Source organism: Rhodopirellula islandica (assembly GCF_001027925.1).
GTDB classification, from domain to species: domain Bacteria; phylum Planctomycetota; class Planctomycetia; order Pirellulales; family Pirellulaceae; genus Rhodopirellula; species Rhodopirellula islandica.
Genome location: NZ_LECT01000010.1, coordinates 67,692 through 87,878, shown reverse-complemented (window position 1 = coordinate 87,878; position 20,187 = coordinate 67,692). Strand labels below are relative to the sequence as shown.

Genomic DNA, 20,187 nt, shown 5'->3' with positions numbered 1-20,187 from the left:
AGCGAGAGCCCCATCAAGCCCATTGCTGGCAGGCGTTTACGTCACCAAGCCGCCTGGACCAAGCGTCTCTAGAAAAACCAAAACTCGAACGCCCGTGACAACTCCGGAAACAACCAACCGTCCCGGAACCAGATCGAAAACGATCAAAACCAAGTGCCTTTCGGCGCTCGGCTTGGTTAAATCGGCAGTCGGTAGCATGCCGCCTCTTGCGAATTGCGGAGGTACAGGCGGTCACCAATGACAACGGGGTGGTTCCATGTCTTGCCCTCGAGAGCTTCGAACTTGGCCAGCTCTTCATGCTTCGATGGATTCGCCGCCAGCAAAACGACCTCCCCGCGTTCGCTGATCACCAGCAACACGCCGGAGTCAACCATCATCAGAACCTGGCCCTTCCCATAACGTCCACGCTTCCATTCGCGTTGGCCAGATTCCAAGTCGATGCAGGCAAAGATTTCAGCGTCAAACCCGTACGCATACCCATCGTGGATCACGAAGTCATTGAAGTCAGGCTTCAGCTTTCGCGACGCCCAACGTTCCTCCACCGTGAACCCGTCGTCGGCCTGAGTCAGTTCCAGACACCGCGTTTCTTGCTGGGTTGCCAAGACGATCGAGTTGCCTGCGATGACCTGAGGTTGCACGGCACTGTAGCCTTCCAATTTCCACTCAAAGTCGCATCGTGATTCGCCTGATTCGGGATCCAGGATGTTCATGCCAGCGTTAGTGAACATCACCACGTAGTCATCGCCGAAAAGATTCAGCAACTGCGGCGAACTGTAGGAATGATCGCCAGCCGCGGCGGACCATTTCAATTCACCCGACTCGATTTCAAACGCGAGCGTGCCCTTGTCGCCATCACCTCCTGCGTGAACGATCACGACCCCACCGACCACCAACGGAGACGACGAGAATCCCCACATCGGTGGCTCCCGGTCCGCGACCTCTCGCACGTCGACTTCCCAAATTGATTCGCCCGTTTTGGCATCCAGTCGCTGCAGTTGCCCGCTCGCTCCTTGAACAAAAACGCTGCCACCAGCAAGCGTCGGTGTGGCTCGTGGCCCAGGCCCACCGAGCGGATCAAAGAATCGCGACTCAATTTCCTGCGACCAGACTTCTTTTCCTTCATCAGCGGTGTAGCAAACCACGGTTTCTTGTTCGCCACGTTGTTCCTGCGTGAACAGCAGGTTCCCAGCCACGGCAAACGACGACCAACCAGGACCAACGGGAATCTTCCACACGAGTTCGGGCTGGTTCGTCGACCAGTCCGTTTGAATCGCAGGCCCGTGCTGTTGGCTCACACGGTTTGGGCCACGAAACTGAGTCCATTGTGGATCGGCAAGCCACTCGTCCATTTCAACCTCCGAGCTGATCGCTTCGACGCTTGCCGGAGCGTCCGCTCGATCGGCCAACATCAATTCTTCGGCCGTTGGTTCCCAACGCCAGTGCAAATCCAGAGCGAAGTGTCCCCACATGCCTTCGCTGCGCAACAGGGTTGAATAACCAAACCCGCACAACGTCATCAGCAAGATGACGATCGTCCGTTTGAAAGATTGCCAACGACACAATAGCACGGCACTGATGCCAAACGCCGCCGTGCCCAGTGGAGCGGCGACCATGATGATGCCAGGCCCCATCATCGTTTGATCCAACGACAAGACGCCCCCAACCGCAATCAACAACGCGCCGAAGAAGCCCACCAAGCGTTCTTTCATGGAGGCACGACTGAACGTCAGCCACCACAGCAGGATCAATCCCCCTAAAACCACCGGCCCGATCACCGCCACCATCATCAAGAACAGCGGAGCGTCTTCGATCATCGAAGGCAGGAACCGGGCGATCGCCATCAGCAACAACAGCACCACCGCAGGCCAGACTCGCAGCGGTTTCGATTCACCGGATGCAACGTCGCTCATCGAAGACTCGGCCGCCGAGTTCTCCGGTTTTGATTCCGCCGCTGGCTCGATGGACTCAGGCTCAGTGTCACTCATAGCGGCTCTTTCGGTTGGTCATGGAACGATGTTTGGCTGGTTGCTTTGGTAGCACAAACGGGTGCAAACAACCAGCCAAGGAGCAGCTTCTCAGCGGAGTGGAAGGCAATGGGATTGGAAGCTGGCTTGGTAGGTCACGGTTCGACCTCCCCTCGCTTCGCTCGACCCTCCCAGGGGGAGGTTGAAGATATTTGGGCGGGGAAAGTGGCATCGCGAACTCAGGAAGGACTCGTTGCCTCGTCCACTACGGTCTCAATCTGCAGTCGCGTCCTGCTTCCGTCCGAAACGACACCACAACATCGTAGTGGATGAGGCCACGAATCCCGGTGCCGCAAACTCAGGAAGGACTCGTTGCCTCGTCCACTACGGTCTCAATCTGCAGTCGCGTCCTGCTTCCGTCCGAAAGGACACCACAACATCGTAGTGGATGAGGCCACGAATCCCGGTGCCGCAAACCGGGGAAGGACTCGTTGCCTCGTCCACTACGGTCTCAATCTGCCGTCGCATCCTGCTTCCGTCCGAAGGGACACCACAACATCGTAGTGGATGAGGCCACGAATCCTGATGCCGCAAACCGGGGAAGGACTCGTTGCCTCGTCCACTACGTTTTCAGGCTATGTGCGCATCATGCCTTCTTTCCGAAGAAAGGAGGTGATCTTATCAAATTGATTCCAATACCCCGACTCGAAAGGACGCAATTCAGGGTATCCAGGGACGAGACAACCGGTGAAAACGTACGATGCGTACCCGTCCGCTTCCACCAGTCCGGCACGCTCCGGATTCCGAGCAATGTATTCACAAACATTTCGAAACTCCGGCTCGCTGCGTTCTCCTTCGCTGAAAACGTGATCGTAAGCCTGATCCTGCAGCGTGAAACCAATCCGATTCAAGGTTTCATCACAACGCGGGCGAAAATGTTTCATTGCATTGAGCTGATCACTTCCTTTGCACAGTCCCATCCAAACCATGTGAATGTGATCCGGCATGAGGCAAAACAGAGGACAAGCCAGGCCATAGCGGAACAGCGAGTGCGTCAGCAGTTCACGAAAACGGTACAGGAACACGCCTGTCAGCCAGCCTCGCTCGCGTTCAAATGTCGAGATTGTCCAGTGCACGATTGCATCCGCTTGATAGTACTCACGCGGCAATCGCCGAAGATGATCTCGTTGGCTCATTGGGCTGCTCGCTATTCATTGGAAGAAACGGGGACCATGGGGCGGGCCATTGCGTAGTGGATGAGGCAACGAATCCTGGCTCCGCAAACTCAGGAAGGACTCGTTGCCTCGTCCACTACGGTCTCAGTCTGCAGTCACGTCCTGCTTCCGTCCGAAACGACACCACAACATCGTAGTGGATGAGGCCACGAATCCTGGTGCCGAAAACCGGGGAAGGACTCGTTGCCTCGTCCACTACGGTCTCAATCTGCAGTCGCATCCTGCTTCCGTCCGAAACGACACCACAACATCGTAGTGGATGAGGCCACGAATCCTGATATCGCGAACTCAGGGAAGGACTCGTTGCCTCGTCCACTACGGTCTCAATCTGCAGTCGCGTCCTGCTTCCGTCCGAAGGGACACCACAACATCGTAGTGGATGAGGCAACGAATCCTGGTGCCGCAAACCGGGGAAGGACTCGTTGCCTTGTCCACTACGGGAGCGGGCTCTGTTCGCTGTCGAGTCGCTTTGCTTGTTTATGCCCTTCGTCGGATTGACCGAGTTTCCAATAACTCGACAGGTACAGATGGGTGTTGGGAAGGTTGTCGTGCTCTCGCAGGAAACTTCGAAGCACCCGCATGCTATTGAACTCACAAGCTGCCCAAACAGCAGGCTGGCCTTCCAACCACGGCAACGCTCGGACTTTCGAGGCCAAAAACAAACCGTCGACATTCGGTTCCGGATTGACTTCCCAGTGCAGCTCAACCTTTTCCGGGTGTTCCAAATCTTGAAGATCAGCTTGACTGGGGACCTCGATCACGGCGTAACCGACAGCGTCGTCGGGCAGTTGCCGTAGGTTCACACTGATCGCCGGAAGCGCGGTCAAGTCTCCTGCCAACAGAAACCAGTCGGCTTCCTGGTTGAGCAGCTTCTTCGGCCCTGGTCCCGCGACGGTGATCCGATCTCCTGGTTGAGCATCGATCGCCCAACTGGACGCTGGCCCCGGCGACTCATGCAAGACAAAGTCGATATCGATCTCCGTCGGTCGCTGGTACCGAATCGTATAGGATCTCTTCAGCGGCGGTTCACCATCACCCTGAGGGATCAACAACTTCACGTAAGCACTCTCCTGATCAACAGGCAAACTCGCGAGCCCCTCACCACCCAAGGTGATGCGAAGCACATGCTCGGTGATCGGCGTCGACCGGATCACTTCCAGTTCCATCGTGGTGCGTTGTGCCATGGAATCAATCTTCACTCAATGAGGTTTCGGATGAGATACGGATCGCAATCAGCGGACCGCACAAAAATTTTGCAGGCTTCCTTGCATGCAACTTGGGATCTGGCAACGCTTGCTCAGACCACGCCACCGTCACCACGGCGGTTCTGTTCGTCGAGTCGTTCATGTCGTTCTCCTTCTCACGGGAAAAAGCGAAGGCATTGGTTGTTCCGTTTCGCTCTGCGAGAAGTCAGATCCAATTGAATTGTGAATCGTTCCACCTTCAGCAGCCAGGGCCGCACGGTTCTCGGCCAGGCACCTTTTGCATTCGCGATTCGCGTCAGCAGGCTTCAGGTTGCCTCAGCAAGACAGAAGAGGAATCGCTTCGTCGGGTTAACCCTTTGAAAGACGTTTTGCTAGGTTCTTTTGCATCTTTCGAAGAACCCGCTGTGTGGCATCGAGTTCTGTCTTGGAGACGCCGTCAAGCGTCGCTTTCCGCAATTCGTCCAGCACCGGCAAGACGGTCGCGAGTTGCTTCTCCCCAAGCCGAGTCAAACCGACCATCACGATGCGAGCGTCTTCACTCGACACGCTCCGCTCGACAAATTGCTGCTCAACCAGACGATCCAATTGTCGCTTGACGGTCGTCGGATCTCGGATCATGTGGGCTGCCAAATCGCTCATGCAAAGTGGTTCGCCAGCGTCGGACAAGGTGATCAAGGTCTGTGTTTCCTCTGGGGAAAACGGCCAACCAACACCTTTGAGAACGGACGCCATTTCAGATCGAATCAGATAGGCAACCCGACCAATCGCGAATCCTGGTGAGGATTCCGAATCAAACTGCATTTGCATCCTCCCATGAACCAGGAGTCGCACCCGTTGTCGGTGCCGCAAAGATTGGTCGATACCAATCAAAATAGCAGTAAAGCAGAAACGCACACGCCCCGAAATCCGGCAGCCCGACCGCCAAGTATTGATGAGCAAAGAAGGTCACATACAGCAGGATGTTGAATGCGTATGGCAGCGACATCAGGATCGCCAGCGGGGCAGTGCGTGGAAAGAACATCAACCCGCCAGCGATGGCCTTGAACAAGCCCACCCAAAAGATCAGGTAGCCCGTTGCCTGAAGTGCAATCATGAATTGCCCCACCTCGTCAGGCGTTTGATCGACCGGGTACCCGTTCAATCCAAAGCCCATCGTCATGATTCCCGTCCCGAACAGGAACAGTGCGAACACAATCCGCACCACGAATGCGAGACGGGGAAGTCGAACGCTTCGATTTTCCATGGAGGACATCTTTCGGCACCATTTTGAATTGCGATTTCACGTTGACGGACCGGCCTTTCGTGTAGACCACACACATCCCCAAGAGCCCGTTACCTGCACTCTACAGTTATCCATGGTGTTGTCAACTCAGGCGGGGAAGAATCTTCCCACCTGGAGCAAGCCTTGGCTGCGAAATGTTTGATGTTGTGAAACGCATTGGCTTGCGCAAGTTTTCATCCAGGTAGGGACGTCAGAGAGTAGCCGTCGGTAAGCGATCGCGCCACCGACGGATCTGTCGCCCGCGTCGCCACTCTCCATCCCGCGGTGGCCAATGGCCACGGTGGGATGGAGAGTATTTTGGGGGACGCTCGTTTTCCGGGGGTACGCTGCCAACAGCGACCCCCGGCTACCATCTGAAATCCCTACCGGGATGAAGAAAGGCAGAAGCCGGAAGAAAAATTGCATCCGCTGTTGGAGTGCCAATCGCAAAGATTTCGCAGTCTAAAGCAAGCCCAACAGTCGAATTGGAGGTTGCCTGACGCGACTTCTGTGCGGGCACTCCACTGGACACCTGGCTCGTCGCCACGATTTGCCCGACGCATGTGCAGACAAATCACGCCGAACGGGCAATGCCGCGGAGCTTTCCGGCATCGCCTGACCTATTGGAAACGGCGATTCTGCGTCAAACTAGAGCGAGAGTGCAGCGAAGAAGGCGAAAAACGTCTTTGCGTGGCTCCTGGCGATGGACCTTCATGGTTCCAACAACTGAGACCGCGAAAGCATCGAACGGACGATGCGGTCAGCGGAAGGCAACCACACAAACAGAGGTAGATTGGATTGCAAGATTTAACGATCGACGAATTGTACGAGGAATTCGAGGACTTGCCCGATTGGGACGAGCGTTGTGATTACTTGATTGACCTCGGCTTCAACTTGCCTGAGTTGCCCGCGGAAGCCAAAATCGAGGAAAATCGTGTCCACGGCTGCCAAAGCAACGTCTGGTTGGTTGCTGACATCAAGAACTCCACCCCACCGACCGTGGAATTCCTCGCGAACAGCGATGCCGTCATCGTCAACGGTTTGATCGCGGTGATCGCGGCGTTGTATTCCGGCAAGACACCACAGGAGATCATCGCGATCGATGCCCAAGACGTTTTCAAAAAACTGGGTCTCGAGCGGCACCTCAGCCCGCAACGGCGGAACGGGCTGTACAGCATGGTCCAGCGAGTCCGAGAACTAGCCGTCCAGGCAGAGGCCCAATCATGAATCCACTTGACATCGACGCCGTTCGCGGCGACTTCCCGATTCTGCACAAACCACTTCCCAAGGGTTTGCCGCTCGTCTATCTCGACAGCGGATCGTCCGCACAAAAACCCCAGTGCGTGATCGATAAAGAACGAGAGGTCTACGAGAACTATTACGCCAACGCCTATCGCGGCGTGTATCGATTTGGATCGATCGTCGATGAAGAATTGGAAGGTGCACGTGAGAAGATCCGGCAGTTCATCAACGCGGAGCATTCCGAAGAGATCGTCTTCACTGCTGGTTGCACGATGTCGCTGAACTTGGTCGCCAGTGGCTGGGGCAAGCGAAACCTCAAGGCCGGCGACGAGATCATCCTCAACGAGATGGAACACCATGCGAACTTGGTTCCATGGCAACAACTCGCCTTGCAGACGGGAGCGACCTGCCGCTTCCTTCCGCTCACCGAAGATGGCCGTTTGGACATGGACCGGATCGGCGAAGTGCTGAGCGACAAAACGAAAGTGCTGGCCGTCACCGGCATGTCGAACGTGCTGGGCACCATCAATCCAATCGCGGAGCTCGCGAAAAAGGCCCACGACGCGGGAGCGATCATCGTTGTCGACGGAGCACAGAGTGTCCCGCACGAGCAAACGGATGTCGTCGCCAGTGAGATCGACTTCCTGACCTTCTCGGGACACAAGTTGTATGGGCCGAGCGGGATTGGTGTGCTGTATGGCAAACGCGAATTGCTCGAGCAGACCGACCCGATGCTCTTCGGCGGCCACATGATCGATCGCGTCTACAAAGATCACTCGACTTGGGCACCGTCCCCTGCCAAGTTCGAAGCGGGAACGATCCAGATTGCTCAAGCGATTGCGCTGGGCTCAGCGATCGATTACATGACGACGCTAGGGATGGAAAGCGTTCACGCACACGAGCGAGACGTGCTCGAATACGCCTACACCCGTTTGCAAGAGATCCCCGGAATGCGGATTTACGGCCCCGGAATCGAGCACCGCGGGGCGATCACCAGCTTCACGATCGACGGAGCCCATCCGGAAGATTTGGCCCAACTGCTCGATCGAAAAGGCGTCTTCGTCCGGCATGGTCACCACTGCACGATGCCGCTCCACGATCTGCTGGGCGTCAGCGCGACGGTGCGAGCAAGCTTCGGCGTTTACAACTCGCGCGGCGACGTCGACGCACTGATGGATGCGATCCAATTCGCCTGCCAACGCTTGCGTTTGACCTGATCGGACGCTGGGAATCGCGGTTTCATCGAAGAAGGCCAGGTTGTGAAGCAAGTGCACCGTTTGGGCGTTGGCAGACTGTTGATCTAGTCGTCAACGACGTTGCAACGCATGTAGGATGGGCACGCCTGCCCGTCCCTGCCTAGTGGTCTGTCAGGACTTGTTTTTAGGGTAGTGGACGAGGCCACGAGTCCTGAACCGGCGTCAAATCCAAGGACTCGTGGCCTCGTCCACTACGATCAACCCTAACTTTTAACTTTGACGGACCACTAGATTTCGACGCATGTAGGATGGGCACTCTTACCCGTCAGAGTGGTGGATGTCGGCCAAGAGTGGCCAACCGACAGCTCTGCGTTCAGGAGGTTGAATTCGCGAATTGAGAGTGACGGAAGAGGCGGATCGTTTAAGCTGATCGCTTCCTTCACCCCCTGCCGCATTCAGGCTCTGACCCGCTCCATGGCTGCTGAACACGATTCCCCGCGACCGATCGGTCGGCCACGCAAGTTTGACCGCGCGGAGACTCTGTTGGCGATCGTCGATGTGTTCTGGCGATTGGGATACAACCAAACCAGCTTTCGCGAATTGGAAGCCGCGACCGGCGAAGGCCGCCAAAGTTTGGTGAACGCGTTCGGTGACAAGGCGGCTATCTTTGAAAAAGCCATTCAGTGCTACATCGATCACCGCGTCAAAGAAGTGGTCGAGTTGCTTCGCGGGGAGGGCGAACCATTGGACCGAATCGCGAATGTGTTGGCTCGATGGGAAGCGGATGCGAAGGCGCCTGATCATCGCGGATGTTTGTTGGTCAACACGGGCGGTGAGATTGGCGCAAGAAATGCGGCCATTGCGGATCGGATGGCAAACTCGACCCAACGTTTGGTGAATGAGTTTGCCAAGACTTATCAACAAGCGATGAGATCAGGTGTGATCGCAACCAAACCGTCCGCGAAATCGTTGGCTCGGCTCACCGTCGCGTTGGGCGATGGGGCATTGTTGCAGGCTCGCGTCAGTGGCGATGCGGCTGCCGCGAAGCAAACGCTGGCGACGCTGACGGAATTGATTCGCAGTCGCTGATGCGACAGTGAGTTGGTCGAACGCATGGCGGGCTTGAATCATCGCTGTGCATTTTGTTTTTGAACAGACATTCAAAAACGAGATGCATTTCCCTTTTGATGGAGACTCCGATGAATATTCAAGAATTTCGAAAACGTCAACAAACCATCTCGCTCGATGGCGTGATCCATGAACCGCTGGACGTCGCTTACACCGACGTGGGCGAGGGCGAGCCCATTCTGTTGTTGCATGGCATCCCAACTTGGTCGTTTTTGTTCCACGACGTGATCGACACACTCGCTCAGCATTACCGAGTCATCGCGCCGGACATGATTGGCTATGGGTACTCCGACCGCCGCGACCAATTCGATCGATCGATTGAGTTCCAGGCCAACTTCGTCGAGCGTTTCCTGGAACACTTGGACGTCGAAAGTGCCCACTTCGTGGCTCACGACATCGGGGGCGGGGTGGCTTTGATTTTGGCGGACCGAAAACCGGAGTTGGTTCGGTCGATGGTGTTGTCCAACAGCGTGGCGTATGACAGTTGGCCCGTGGATGAAATGCTCGCGATGGGGCATCCTCGCAATGCGAAGATGGAACCGGAAGAGATGACCGAAAAGTTGGTCGAGAGTTTTCAGTTTGGTTTGTCGCGTCCAGAACGACTCACCGAAGAGTTCAAGGAAGGCATCGTGACGCCCTACCAAGAACGTGACGGAATCGTGAGCTTGGTTCGCAACGCGGCGAGCTTGAACACGAACCACACCACTCCACTGACCAGTCGTCTGGGCCAGATGCAGCAACCGACGCTACTGCTGTGGGGCGAAGATGACAAATGGCAGCCGATCAGCACGGCGGAGCAATTGGTGAAGGACATGCCTCATGCGGAACTGCATCCGATGAAGGACTGCTCGCACTGGGTGCCGCAAGACAACCCGGAAGAGTTCGCCAGTGCGACGCTCGAGTTCCTGCAACGGGTTCCTGTGGCCGTGTAGGGTGATTCACTCGCTGGCGACGGGATGGTTCAGAATCAAAATTCGGAAACCATCTCCGCCAGGGACTTTCACCGCGGGCCATTGTTCAATCTTTTGCTGAGTCGTTTCACTGAACGTGCCGTCGAAGGGATTGAACCAGGTCAAGCTCATCGTTTGCCCGCGGACTTCGCTGGGCAGTCGCAGTCCCAAGAAGTCATTTTCTTTGGGGACGTAGTAGAGGACTTGGCCCTTGCCGTTGTGGAGGCAGAAGCCAGCGTTGCTGCGTTTGTCACCGGCGATCAAATTGCCGAGGTCGTACTTCTCGACCAGAGTTTGCAGGTGGCGGTAGTACTCCAATCGCGGGCGGTCTGCGGGAGCGAGTTCGGTGACGTCAGGGACGATGACATTCCACGCGGCGCCTTGCCAGTAGTGGGTTGGGAACGTGCCTGCGAAGACACACTGGTAGGATCGTTCCAGGCAGACCTCTGGTGACGTGTAGTTGCCGTTGAAGACGACGTAGGGGCCTTTTTCGTAGCCGCCGTGTTCGATGTTGAGGATCGGTTTGCCGGGGATGTTTTTGCAGACTTCTCGCATCACGTGGTAGAGCTCGGATTGCCAAAGCTGAACCGAAACAAAATCAATTTTGTCGGCGAAGCGTCGGCAGTAGCCGTAGTCATGCACGGTGATCAAACGTTGGTAGGCATCCAACTCACGCAGACGCTTGATGCGGCCGTGGATGTAGGTGACGTCGTTGTGACCGTATCCAAGAGCCTCTTTGGAGATGTCCCAGATCAGGTTGGGGTAGGCTTGGTAGCGGCGGACGACGTAATCGAAGTAGCGGTTGTCGGCGTCGGAGTTGGCTTCCGGCCAGTTCACACGTTTGTTCCAGACATAAACCATCAAGTGAGCGGCGATGCCCTTTTGATCGAGGTATTCGATCACGCGATCGAGTCGTTGGAAGTACTCGATGTTGAGCTTCGAATGATCAGGTGATTCGTTGTCGCCGGCGAAAGGATAGACCTTGGGGCTTCCGTATTCGTACTTGGTGTCCAAGCGATCGTCCTTGGCCCATTTGACGTCGTAGGCAAACACGTTCAGGACGACTTGGTTGAATCCGTTTTCGGCCAGCGTGTCGACGAACTGCCGCGTCTTGGGAATGTCGTTGGCGTTTTCAGCGTCGAGTGCGAACAACCAATCGCATTCAAAGGCGATCGGGTAATAGCGGTCTCCGTTTTGAAATTGGAACTGGCGGTCGTTGTCCGGATCGAGCTCGATTCCGCCACGGCGTTCGTCGGTCGCGGGCGAGACGGTCAGTTTTCCGGATTGGTTGTTGAGTGCATTGGTCGTCGATGCGGTTGTGTAGGTCCACTTGCCTGCTGCGGACGGTGTGAAACGGATGCAATAGGTTTGGTCTCCGTCATAAAAACCGGGAATGCTGATCGCTTGGCCGGATTCGCTTTCGAAGGTCGCGGAGAACGGTGTGTCGACGGGATTGTCTGCCAGCGAGTCGACTTGGAAACGAAGCTCGGTGACCTCCCATTGCGTCGGTGTTTGGGGAGACGCTTCGTCGGCATGGACGAAGGAATGTCCGATCGCGACGCAACTGGCGAGAAGCAAGTGGGGTGCGAAAGCTGGCAAACGCATGAGATTCATCTGGGGGAGATGGGGTGGGGAAGCGAGACGAGGCATCGTATTCCAGCCGGTGGGCGGCTTCTATTCGAGCGGACGCAAGAAAACCGAAAACGCCGCGTTTTCCAGTGTGAGACGCGATCGGATGGCGAAAGGGCTCTATGGATCGTGCCGGGTTGGGGATCGGCGGATGTCGAGGGAGAATCTGCATTGCTAGAGTTTGTGATCATCTCCCCCACAACCACAGGAACACAGCCATGCGAGGCGTCTTGGTCACGAAGAACGACAAGGACTTGACCGCAACGTTGCAGGAAATCGATGAGCAACAGTTGCCCGAGGGAGACGTGACCATTCGAGTGCATTGGTCCAGCTTCAACTACAAGGATGTGCTTGCGATCACCGGAGAAGTGCCGGTGATTCGATCGTTCCCGATGGTGCCAGGGATCGACTTGGCTGGGGTGATCGAATCCAGCGACGATGAACGCTACCAAGTCGGGCAAGAGGTCTTGGTGACCGGCTACGGAATTGGCGAAGCCCACTGGGGCGGGTATGCAGAATTGGCACGTGTGCCCGGCGATTGGTTGGTGCCGTTGCCAGAAGGGTTGTCGCTGCGTCAATCGATGGCGATCGGGACGGCAGGTTTCACTGCGATGCTGTGCGTGATGGCATTGGAACGAGGCGGTGTCACGCCTGAGCAAGGCCCGATCTTGGTGACCGGTGCGGGCGGAGGTGTCGGCAGCGTTGCGATCAGCTTGCTATCGAAATTGGGGCACGAGGTCGCTGCGGTATCGGGACGCCCGGAAACAGCGGGCTATTTGAAAGAGCTGGGGGCCGACGAAGTCCTGCCGCGATCCGATTTTTCGCAGCCCGGCAAACCGCTGGGCAAAGAGCGTTGGGCGGGCGCGGTCGATGTGGTCGGCAGTCACACGTTGGCGAATATTTGTGCGTCGACCAAGTACGACGGCGTCGTGACCGCGTGCGGGCTGGCCGGTGGAATGGATTTTCCCGCCACCGTGGCTCCGTTCATCCTGCGTGGGGTGACGTTGGCTGGCATCGACAGCGTCCAGTGCAAGCAACCTCGGCGCTCAGAGGCGTGGCAGCGTTTGGTCCGCGATTTGGACCTCGGCAAACTGGAAACGATGATCAACGAGATCAAGCTGGACGACGTGATCGAGACCGCGAAAAATTGGGGACAGAGCGATCACCGCGGACGTGTCGTGGTGGCGGTTCAAGCCTAGTCGTCTGTCAGGACTTGTTTTTAGGGTAGTGGGCGAGGCCACGAGTCCTGAACTGGCGTCAAATCCAAGGACTCGTGGCCTCGTCCACTACGATCAACCCTCACTTTTGGCTGTGACAGACCACTCGACAACTCGTGCAGGGATCAGTCGATGGCTGAACCGAAGTCATCGACGACGGTTGGTTGACGACGGATGTGAACCCAGTCGAATTGACCGATCAGTTTTTGGTGAATTTGATCGAGCGTCATGTCTTTCAGCGAGTCGTCTGAATCGGGGCACAGTCCCGATGTTTTCGCGGCCCAGCGGACGATCGTTTCAGGTGTCATGCCTTGTTCGCGAAAATGTGACAGACGTGTGTCGCCGTGACGTTTGGCGAGTCGGCGTCCATCGGTGCCGGTGACCAATGGCACGTGGGCGTGGCTGGGTGGGGAATGTCCCAGTGCTTCGTAGAGTTGAAGCTGTCGAAAGGTGCTGAGGATCAAGTCGTCGCCGCGAACCACTTCCGTGACCCCTGCGTCGATGTCATCGATCACGACCGCGAGTTGATACGCCGCCAAGCAGTCTGCTGCTGTTTCGGCTTTTCGTGTGATGGGAAAGTCGCCGATGTCTCGAATGGGATCGCAGGTGACTTCGCCGTGGACTCGATCAAAGAAACGATCGGGCTTCGCGTGCATTCGAAAGCGAAAGCAGAACGGTTTGTCTTCCGGCAACGGGTCACCGTTTTTCCAGCCCGCACAGGTGCCGGGATAGACCGGGGCATCGGGCGTCCATCCCGAGGCGGTGCTTTCATGCGGGGCTGAAGCGGCGGCTTCGATGTCGCGGCGAGTGCAGGTGCACGGGTACACACGGCCTGCTTCCATCAACTGGTTGCGGGCTTGGTCGTACAGCGTCGAACGCTCGGTTTGGATGATCGGGTCACCGTCCCAGTCCATCCCCAGCCAGTTCAGGTCCGTGATGGCTTGTGCGGTTGCCCAGGGCTTGATGCGAGGCGAATCGATGTCCTCGATCCTCAGCATCAAGCGAGCGTTTTGGGACCGAGCACTCCAGTACGCGATCAGGAATGTTCTCGCGTTGCCGAGGTGTTGTGCTCCCGTCGGGGAAGGTGCCAATCGGCAGACGGCACTGGACATCAGAATTCGGCGTTGCCGGGTGTGCGCGGGAATGGGATGACGTCGCGAATGTTGGCCATGCCGGTGACGTACTGGACGGCGCGTTCCAGTCCCAAGCCGAAACCAGCATGCGGCACGGTGCCGTATCGACGCAGGTCGACGTACCACCAGTATTCGGATTCGTCCAAGCCGCCTTCGGCCATGCGGCGCTGCAGCACATCGAGTCGTTCTTCGCGTTGGGAGCCGCCGATGATTTCGCCGACGCCGGGGACCAACACATCCATCGCGGCGACCGTTTTTCCGTCCTCGCTGACTCGCATATAAAACGGTTTGATCGAGGAAGGGTAGTCCGTCAGGATGACTGGGCCGCCGACCACGCTGGTCAAGTAACGCTCGTGTTCGGCTTGCAGGTCCGTTCCCCACTCGACCGGGTATTCAAATTTTTCATCGCAAGCGAGCAAACGCTCGACCGCGTCGGTGTAGGTCATGTGTTCGAACGGTTTTTCGATCACGGACTGCAGTTGATCGATCTTGCCCTTTTCGATGCGCTCGTTGAAGAATTCCATGTCTTCGCCACAGTGCGAGAGGCAATCTGAGAAGACGCGTTTGAGAAAACGTTCCGCCAAACGCATGTTGTCCTGGAGATCATAAAACGCGGCTTCGGGTTCGACCATCCAAAACTCGGCCAGGTGCCGCGACGTGTTGCTGTTTTCGGCCCGGAAGGTGGGGCCGAAGGTGTACACACGAGACAGTGCCGTCGCGTAGGTCTCGGCTTCCAATTGGCCGCTGACGGTCAGGTGGGTTGGCTTTTGGAAGAAATCTTGTTTGGTGTCGAAGGGGCGATTCGAACCAGCCAGTTTTTCCAGGTTCAGCGTCGTGACACGAAACATTTCGCCGGCACCTTCGCAGTCACTGGCCGTGATGATCGGCGTGTGCAGGTAGTTGAAGCCTTCGTCGTCGAAGAAGCGGTGGATCGATTGGCTGATCCGATTGCGAACCCGCATCACAGCGCCCAGGGTGTTCGTCCGGGCTCGCAGGTGCGACCACTCGCGGAGCTTTTCGAAGGAGTGCCGTTTCTTTTGCAGCGGGTAGGTTTCTCCATCGCACCATCCGACGACACGAACGGAGCTGGCGTGCATTTCGGTCGATTGGCCTTTGGCGGGGGATTCAACCAGCTCACCTTGAACGACCACGCTGCAGCCGGCCGTCAGCTTTTGAATCTCTTCGGCGTAGTTGTCCAGTTCGGCGGGAGCAACGACTTGCAGGTTGCCCAGGGACGTGCCGTCGTTGACTTCCAAGAAGCTGAAACCGCCTTTGCTGTCGCGTCGTGTTCGGATCCAGCCGCGAATTTCGACTGGGCGAGGCAACTCGGTGCAGGTGCGGCAGGCATCAATCGTGGTCCAGTCCATGGGGGCAATCATCGAGCGTTGGGAGGAGACAAACAGGGAATCCAACACAAAAATCAAAACGTGGTTTTGGGCCGTGAGTGCGGCAGACAACAGCGTATTGGGGTCTTTGTGATTCGATCGTGTTGTATCGTAGCGAATTGGTCTGGGGACGCCTCCACCACAACGGAAGCGATTCCCACTAAACTAAGGGCTGACGTGTTTCCCTCCCCCGTCCTCGATTGCCCCCTTCCTGACCCATGCCCACCGCGTCCGCGTCTGAATCCAATTCCAATCCATCCCAGCCGGCAGATGCGTCGGGGTCGATTGATCACGTATTGATCGAAGATCGCCTGTTTCATCCTCCGGCCGAGTTCACATCCCAAGCGGTGATTTCGACCGAAGAACAATACGAGAAGTTGGCCGCCGCCGCTCGCGACAACCCCGACGAATTTTGGCGAGCGGAAGCATTGGAGCATTTGCATTGGTTCGAACCGTTTGACACGGTGTGTGATTGGCAACCCCCTCATGCGAAGTGGTTTGTCGGTGGCAAAACCAACGCTTGTTACAACAGCGTCGACGCTCACGTGGCCGCCGGCCGCGGTGATCGGACCGCCATCATTTGGGAAGGCGAGCCGATGGAAGACGGCCAGCCGTGTGATCAACGGACGCTGACCTATGCGGAATTGCAGACCGAGGTCGCAAAGTGTGCCGAAGGGTTGACGCAATTGGGCATCGGCCTTGGCGACGTCGTCAGCATCTACATGCCGATGACGCCTGAACTCGCGGTCGCCATGCTGGCCTGTGCACGAATCGGAGCGATTCACTCGGTGATCTTTGCGGGATTCAGTGCGGAGTCGATTGCGGATCGAAACAACGATGCCTCCGCCAAGCTGGTCATCACCTCGGATGGGCTGTATCGCCGCGGGAAAGTGCTGCCACTCAAGGTGACGGTCGATGAAGCGCTCGAGAAATCGCCCACGGTTGAAAAATGCTTGGTGCTGCGACGCACCGGGGAAGAGGCACCCATGCAGGAAGGTCGCGACGTCTGGTGGCACGACGTCGTGGAGAATCAGCCGGGCGAGATGCCAGCTCAGCCGCTCGACAGCGAAACACCGCTGTTCATCCTGTACACCTCCGGCAGCACCGGGAAACCCAAAGGCATCCTGCACACCACCGCGGGATACAACTTGTGGGCGAAGCGGACATTCCAGTGGGTGTTTGACCATCGCGAAGACGACGTTTACTGGTGCACCGCTGATTGCGGCTGGATCACGGGGCACAGCTACGTCGTGTACGGGCCGTTGTCGGCTGGGGCGACGTGCTTGATGTACGAAGGAGCCCCCAATTTCCCCGCCGAAGATCGGTTCTGGGACATTGTTGAGCGGCACAAAGTCAGCGTGCTGTACACCGCACCGACCGCCGTTCGGGCCTTCATCAAGTGGGGCGACGAACACGTCGACAAGCACGATTTGTCCAGCCTGCGATTGCTGGGAAGCGTTGGGGAAGGCATCAACCCCGAGGCTTGGATGTGGTACCACAAGAAAATTGGCGGCGAGAAATGCCCGATCGTCGACACGTGGTGGCAGACCGAAACCGGCGGCATCATGATGAGTCCTCTGCCAGGGATCACACCCACCAAACCGGGGTCCTGCACCCGGCCGTTGCCGGGCGTTGTGCCCAGCATTGTGGATGAACTGGGCAACTCGGTTGACAGCGAACACGGCGGCAAGCTCTGCATCGCTCAACCCTGGCCTGGGATGCTGCGTGGGATCTACGGCGACGAAGAACGATTTGTTGAGCAGTACTGGACCGATGTCCCGGGCAAGTATCTGACGGGCGACAACGCACGTTGTGACACCGATGGGTACTACTGGATCATGGGACGCATCGACGATGTGATCAATGTTTCTGGGCACCGTCTGAGCACGATCGAAGTCGAGTCGGCCTTGGTTTCTCATCCGGACGTGTGTGAAGCTGCTGTGGTGGGTCGTCCCCACGACTTGAAGGGCCAGGCCATCGCAGCCTTCGTGACTTCCAACGATCGCGGTCACGACGATGAATTCCGCAAGGAATTGAAGCTGCATGTGCGGAAACAAATCGGTGCATTGGCTCAGCCCGATGACATTCGGTTCACGGCGGCATTGCCCAAGACTCGCAGCGGCAAAATCATGCGACGGTTGCTGCGGGATGTGGCCGCTGGCCGCGAATTGGTGGGTGACACATCGACGCTGGAAGACCTTTCCTCGCTCGCGAAATTGCGAGAGGAAGACTAGAGTGGTGGGGCCCTGACCCCACTTCTTTGATTCCACGAGATCGGTTCCTGAGCGAACCGATGCATGCTCCATGCCAGGTGACCCGAAATCCGTTGACACGCCGCAGTCGAACGGCCGGTCCGTGGACGGGGCGCTGGCCAATGGGCACGGTCGTCCGTGGGTAGCCGGGGGTGCGAAGACGCTCTCGTCTATGTTTGGAAACAGCACTGATGGGGCCAATGGACCGCATTCGGGAAATCACCCGCAGCAATTGTCGCAGGACGTGCCTTGGTTCACTCGTCGTCGCGTTGCGACGGGGGTTTCTCTGCTGGTGATCTTGTTGGCCGCGTGCTTTGCCGGGGCGATCTTGGCCTCGGCCATTCAGCGAGCGACCGAGAACTTGGTCGCTCATTCCATGCAGTCGGTTCTGGCTGCCAACGTGAATTCGCTGGAAATGATGTTTTCCGATTTGCTAGGCGAATCGGAACGCTACGCTCACGACGAACGCGTCCGTCAGCTCAGTTTGCAGTTGCTGCGTGGCGAGGACCCGCCGTCCCCCGACGCACGCGAGTCCATCCAGCGGGATCTGTTGACGACCATTCCGCCGCTGATCGGGACGGTTCACTGGGTGTTGATGGATCGCAGTGGAGGCATCGTGGCCAGCAGTCTGGACGAGATGGTGGGGCTGACGATCGAGTATTCCAAAGTCAACCAAGAGCGATTGATCGGAGGTCATCCGACACTGGCGAAACCTCAGCGGTTGAAGGGCCACGACAATGAGACCGCAATCATGGTTTCGATGTCGCCCTTGATGGACCGCAACCAATGCATCGGCGCGTTCGGGTGGATGATGGAAGCAGACGATCGATTCAGTGATCTGTTGCAAATCACTCGATCTGGTGAAACGGATGAGTCCTATGCAATGGATGGCCAAGGCCGGATGTTGTCGACCAGTCGGTTTGAAGTCCAATTGGCTCAAAAGGGTTTCCCTGAACGCAGCGTGCTGAACTATCAAGTGCGTGACCCAGGATCGGACATTCTTGCCGGCGAGATGAACTCAACACCGGCCCAGAAATTGCCTTTGACGCGGATGGCGGATCAGGCGACCCGGCGCGCCGACGGGATGGATCTGGAAGGCTATCGAAACTATCGCGGGGCGACGGTGGTGGGGGCTTGGAAGTGGTTGCCCGAATTTGACTTGGCCGTCGCGACCGAGATCGATGTGGCCGAGGCGTATCAACCAGCCAGGATCCTGCGCGGGGTTCTGATCTCGACGCTGGCCGGTGGGGTGATCTCCGTCGGAATGGCATTGAGTTTGATTGCTTATTCGCGGCACCGAGCGGTTCGCAAACAGAGGCAGTTGGAAGAGGAGGGGGATGGCCGTCAGATCGGTCAGTACCGAATCTTGGAACTGTTGGGGGTCGGCGGGATGGGGTCGGTCTACCGAGGACGCCACGAGTATTTGCGTCGTGATGTTGCGATCAAGGTGCTTGAGGGCGAGCGATTGTCGGCGCGTTCGGTGGCCCGCTTTCATCGCGAAGTCCAGCTGACATCAACGCTGCGTCACCCCAATACCATCGCGATCTATGACTTTGGACAGTGCAGTGCCGCGACGGGAGAATCCCAGATTGGCAATTCGCGAATCGGGGATGTCATCGATCCCGAGGGGACGTTTTATTATGTGATGGAATACATCGATGGGATTTCACTTCAGCAATTGATCGATTACTACGGGCCTCAATCGCCGGAGCGAACCGTCCACTTTTTGTTGCAGATTTGTGGTTCGATCGCGGAAGCCCACAGCACAGGGCTGATTCACCGCGACATCAAACCAGCCAACATTCTGGTCAGTGCCCACGGTGGGCTTTGGGACCATATCAAGGTGTTGGATTTTGGGTTGGTCAAAGACCTGGGAGGCGATTCCAGTTTGACGCTGCACGAAGGCATGACCCGCGCCGATTCGATGACCGGCACCCCGCTTTACATGGCACCCGAAACGATTCGCGACCCGGCTTCGGCGTCGCCTCGCGCGGACATTTATTCGATCGGTTCGGTCGGCTACGCGTTGCTGACTGGACGCCCGATCTTCGAAGGTGACTCGGTCATCGATCTGTGTTTGAAACAGCTCGAACAGGTCCCCCCGCGGCCCCAGGATCGGCTCAATCGTTCGTTGCCAAACGAGCTGCAAGATATCTTGATGACATGCTTGGACCGTTCCGCATCCAAGCGTTTCAAGTCCGTGGCCGATTGCACCGCGGCACTCGAATCACTGCCTGAGGCCGGGCGCTGGACCCAGGCCAAGTCCGCCGATTGGTGGGCCAATGAGTTCGATCAAGCCGCGCGAACGCAGCCGGGCCAGACCAAAAATCCAACGCTGGATGACACCGCCCTGACTCGTTGATCGAGCCGGGGAAGTGACCCTCGTCGGG

The 20,187-nt window shown here is 57.3% G+C and carries 15 protein-coding genes; 7 read left to right on the top strand and 8 right to left on the bottom strand.

Going from position 1 to position 20,187, the window contains the following annotated elements:
* Positions 1–176 precede the first annotated feature (176 nt).
* The 5 genes from RISK_RS04770 to RISK_RS04750 form a co-directional block, all read right to left on the bottom strand.
* A complete protein-coding gene (locus RISK_RS04770; RefSeq protein ID WP_047813120.1) occupies positions 177–1,985 on the bottom strand; it encodes a PQQ-binding-like beta-propeller repeat protein in 1,809 nt (602 codons plus the stop codon).
* Between the two features lie 614 nt (positions 1,986–2,599).
* Positions 2,600–3,160 (bottom strand): hypothetical protein, encoded by a 561-nt coding sequence (locus RISK_RS04765; protein ID WP_047813119.1) that lies wholly within the window; start codon positions 3,158–3,160, stop codon positions 2,600–2,602.
* A gap of 473 nt (positions 3,161–3,633) precedes the next feature.
* Positions 3,634–4,398, bottom strand: a complete 765-nt coding sequence (locus RISK_RS04760) for a siderophore-interacting protein (RefSeq protein WP_236696026.1) — start codon at positions 4,396–4,398, stop codon at positions 3,634–3,636.
* Between the two features lie 354 nt (positions 4,399–4,752).
* A complete protein-coding gene (locus RISK_RS04755) occupies positions 4,753–5,205 on the bottom strand; it encodes a MarR family winged helix-turn-helix transcriptional regulator (protein WP_047813158.1) in 453 nt (150 codons plus the stop codon).
* Complete coding sequence (locus RISK_RS04750) at positions 5,195–5,656, bottom strand: hypothetical protein (protein WP_047813118.1); 462 nt, start codon at positions 5,654–5,656, stop codon at positions 5,195–5,197. The genes RISK_RS04755 and RISK_RS04750 overlap by 11 nt, the downstream gene beginning before the upstream one ends.
* 807 nt (positions 5,657–6,463) lie before the next feature.
* Between RISK_RS04750 and RISK_RS04740 the strand changes: the two genes are divergently transcribed.
* From RISK_RS04740 to RISK_RS04725, 4 genes are all read left to right on the top strand, one after another.
* Positions 6,464–6,892: a SufE family protein gene (locus RISK_RS04740; RefSeq protein WP_047813116.1), complete on the top strand. Its 429-nt coding sequence runs from the start codon at positions 6,464–6,466 to the stop codon at positions 6,890–6,892.
* On the top strand, positions 6,889–8,124 hold the full coding sequence (locus tag RISK_RS04735) for an aminotransferase class V-fold PLP-dependent enzyme (protein WP_047813115.1): 1,236 nt from the start codon (positions 6,889–6,891) through the stop codon (positions 8,122–8,124). The genes RISK_RS04740 and RISK_RS04735 overlap by 4 nt, the downstream gene beginning before the upstream one ends.
* Positions 8,125–8,577: 453 nt before the next feature.
* Positions 8,578–9,192 carry a TetR/AcrR family transcriptional regulator gene (locus RISK_RS04730; RefSeq protein WP_047813114.1) on the top strand — a complete coding sequence of 205 codons (615 nt, stop codon included), beginning with the start codon at positions 8,578–8,580 and terminating at the stop codon, positions 9,190–9,192.
* Positions 9,193–9,302: 110 nt separating this feature from the next.
* Positions 9,303–10,163, top strand: a complete 861-nt coding sequence (locus RISK_RS04725; protein WP_236696025.1) for an alpha/beta fold hydrolase — start codon at positions 9,303–9,305, stop codon at positions 10,161–10,163.
* A gap of 6 nt (positions 10,164–10,169) precedes the next feature.
* Here RISK_RS04725 and RISK_RS04720 read toward each other — a convergent pair whose 3' ends face one another.
* On the bottom strand, positions 10,170–11,786 hold the full coding sequence (locus tag RISK_RS04720; protein WP_047813112.1) for a DUF5060 domain-containing protein: 1,617 nt from the start codon (positions 11,784–11,786) through the stop codon (positions 10,170–10,172).
* Positions 11,787–12,028: 242 nt separating this feature from the next.
* Between RISK_RS04720 and acuI the strand changes: the two genes are divergently transcribed.
* Positions 12,029–13,009 carry an acrylyl-CoA reductase (NADPH) gene (acuI, locus tag RISK_RS04715; protein ID WP_047813111.1) on the top strand — a complete coding sequence of 327 codons (981 nt, stop codon included), beginning with the start codon at positions 12,029–12,031 and terminating at the stop codon, positions 13,007–13,009.
* A gap of 143 nt (positions 13,010–13,152) precedes the next feature.
* Here acuI and gluQRS read toward each other — a convergent pair whose 3' ends face one another.
* Entirely contained in the window at positions 13,153–14,139 is a 987-nt protein-coding gene (gene gluQRS, locus RISK_RS04710) for a tRNA glutamyl-Q(34) synthetase GluQRS (protein ID WP_047813110.1), read from the bottom strand.
* A complete protein-coding gene (gene asnS / locus RISK_RS04705; protein ID WP_449314164.1) occupies positions 14,139–15,539 on the bottom strand; it encodes an asparagine--tRNA ligase in 1,401 nt (466 codons plus the stop codon). The genes gluQRS and asnS overlap by 1 nt, the downstream gene beginning before the upstream one ends.
* Before the next feature lie 224 nt (positions 15,540–15,763).
* Here asnS and acs point away from each other — a divergent pair, with 224 nt between their 5' ends.
* The gene (gene acs, locus RISK_RS04700; RefSeq protein ID WP_047813109.1) at positions 15,764–17,779 is read left to right on the top strand and encodes an acetate--CoA ligase; all 2,016 of its coding nucleotides are present in this window, start codon (positions 15,764–15,766) and stop codon (positions 17,777–17,779) included.
* A 70-nt stretch (positions 17,780–17,849) separates the two neighbouring features.
* Positions 17,850–20,159 (top strand): serine/threonine protein kinase, encoded by a 2,310-nt coding sequence (locus RISK_RS04695; protein WP_047813108.1) that lies wholly within the window; start codon positions 17,850–17,852, stop codon positions 20,157–20,159.
* Positions 20,160–20,187: the final 28 nt, after the last annotated feature.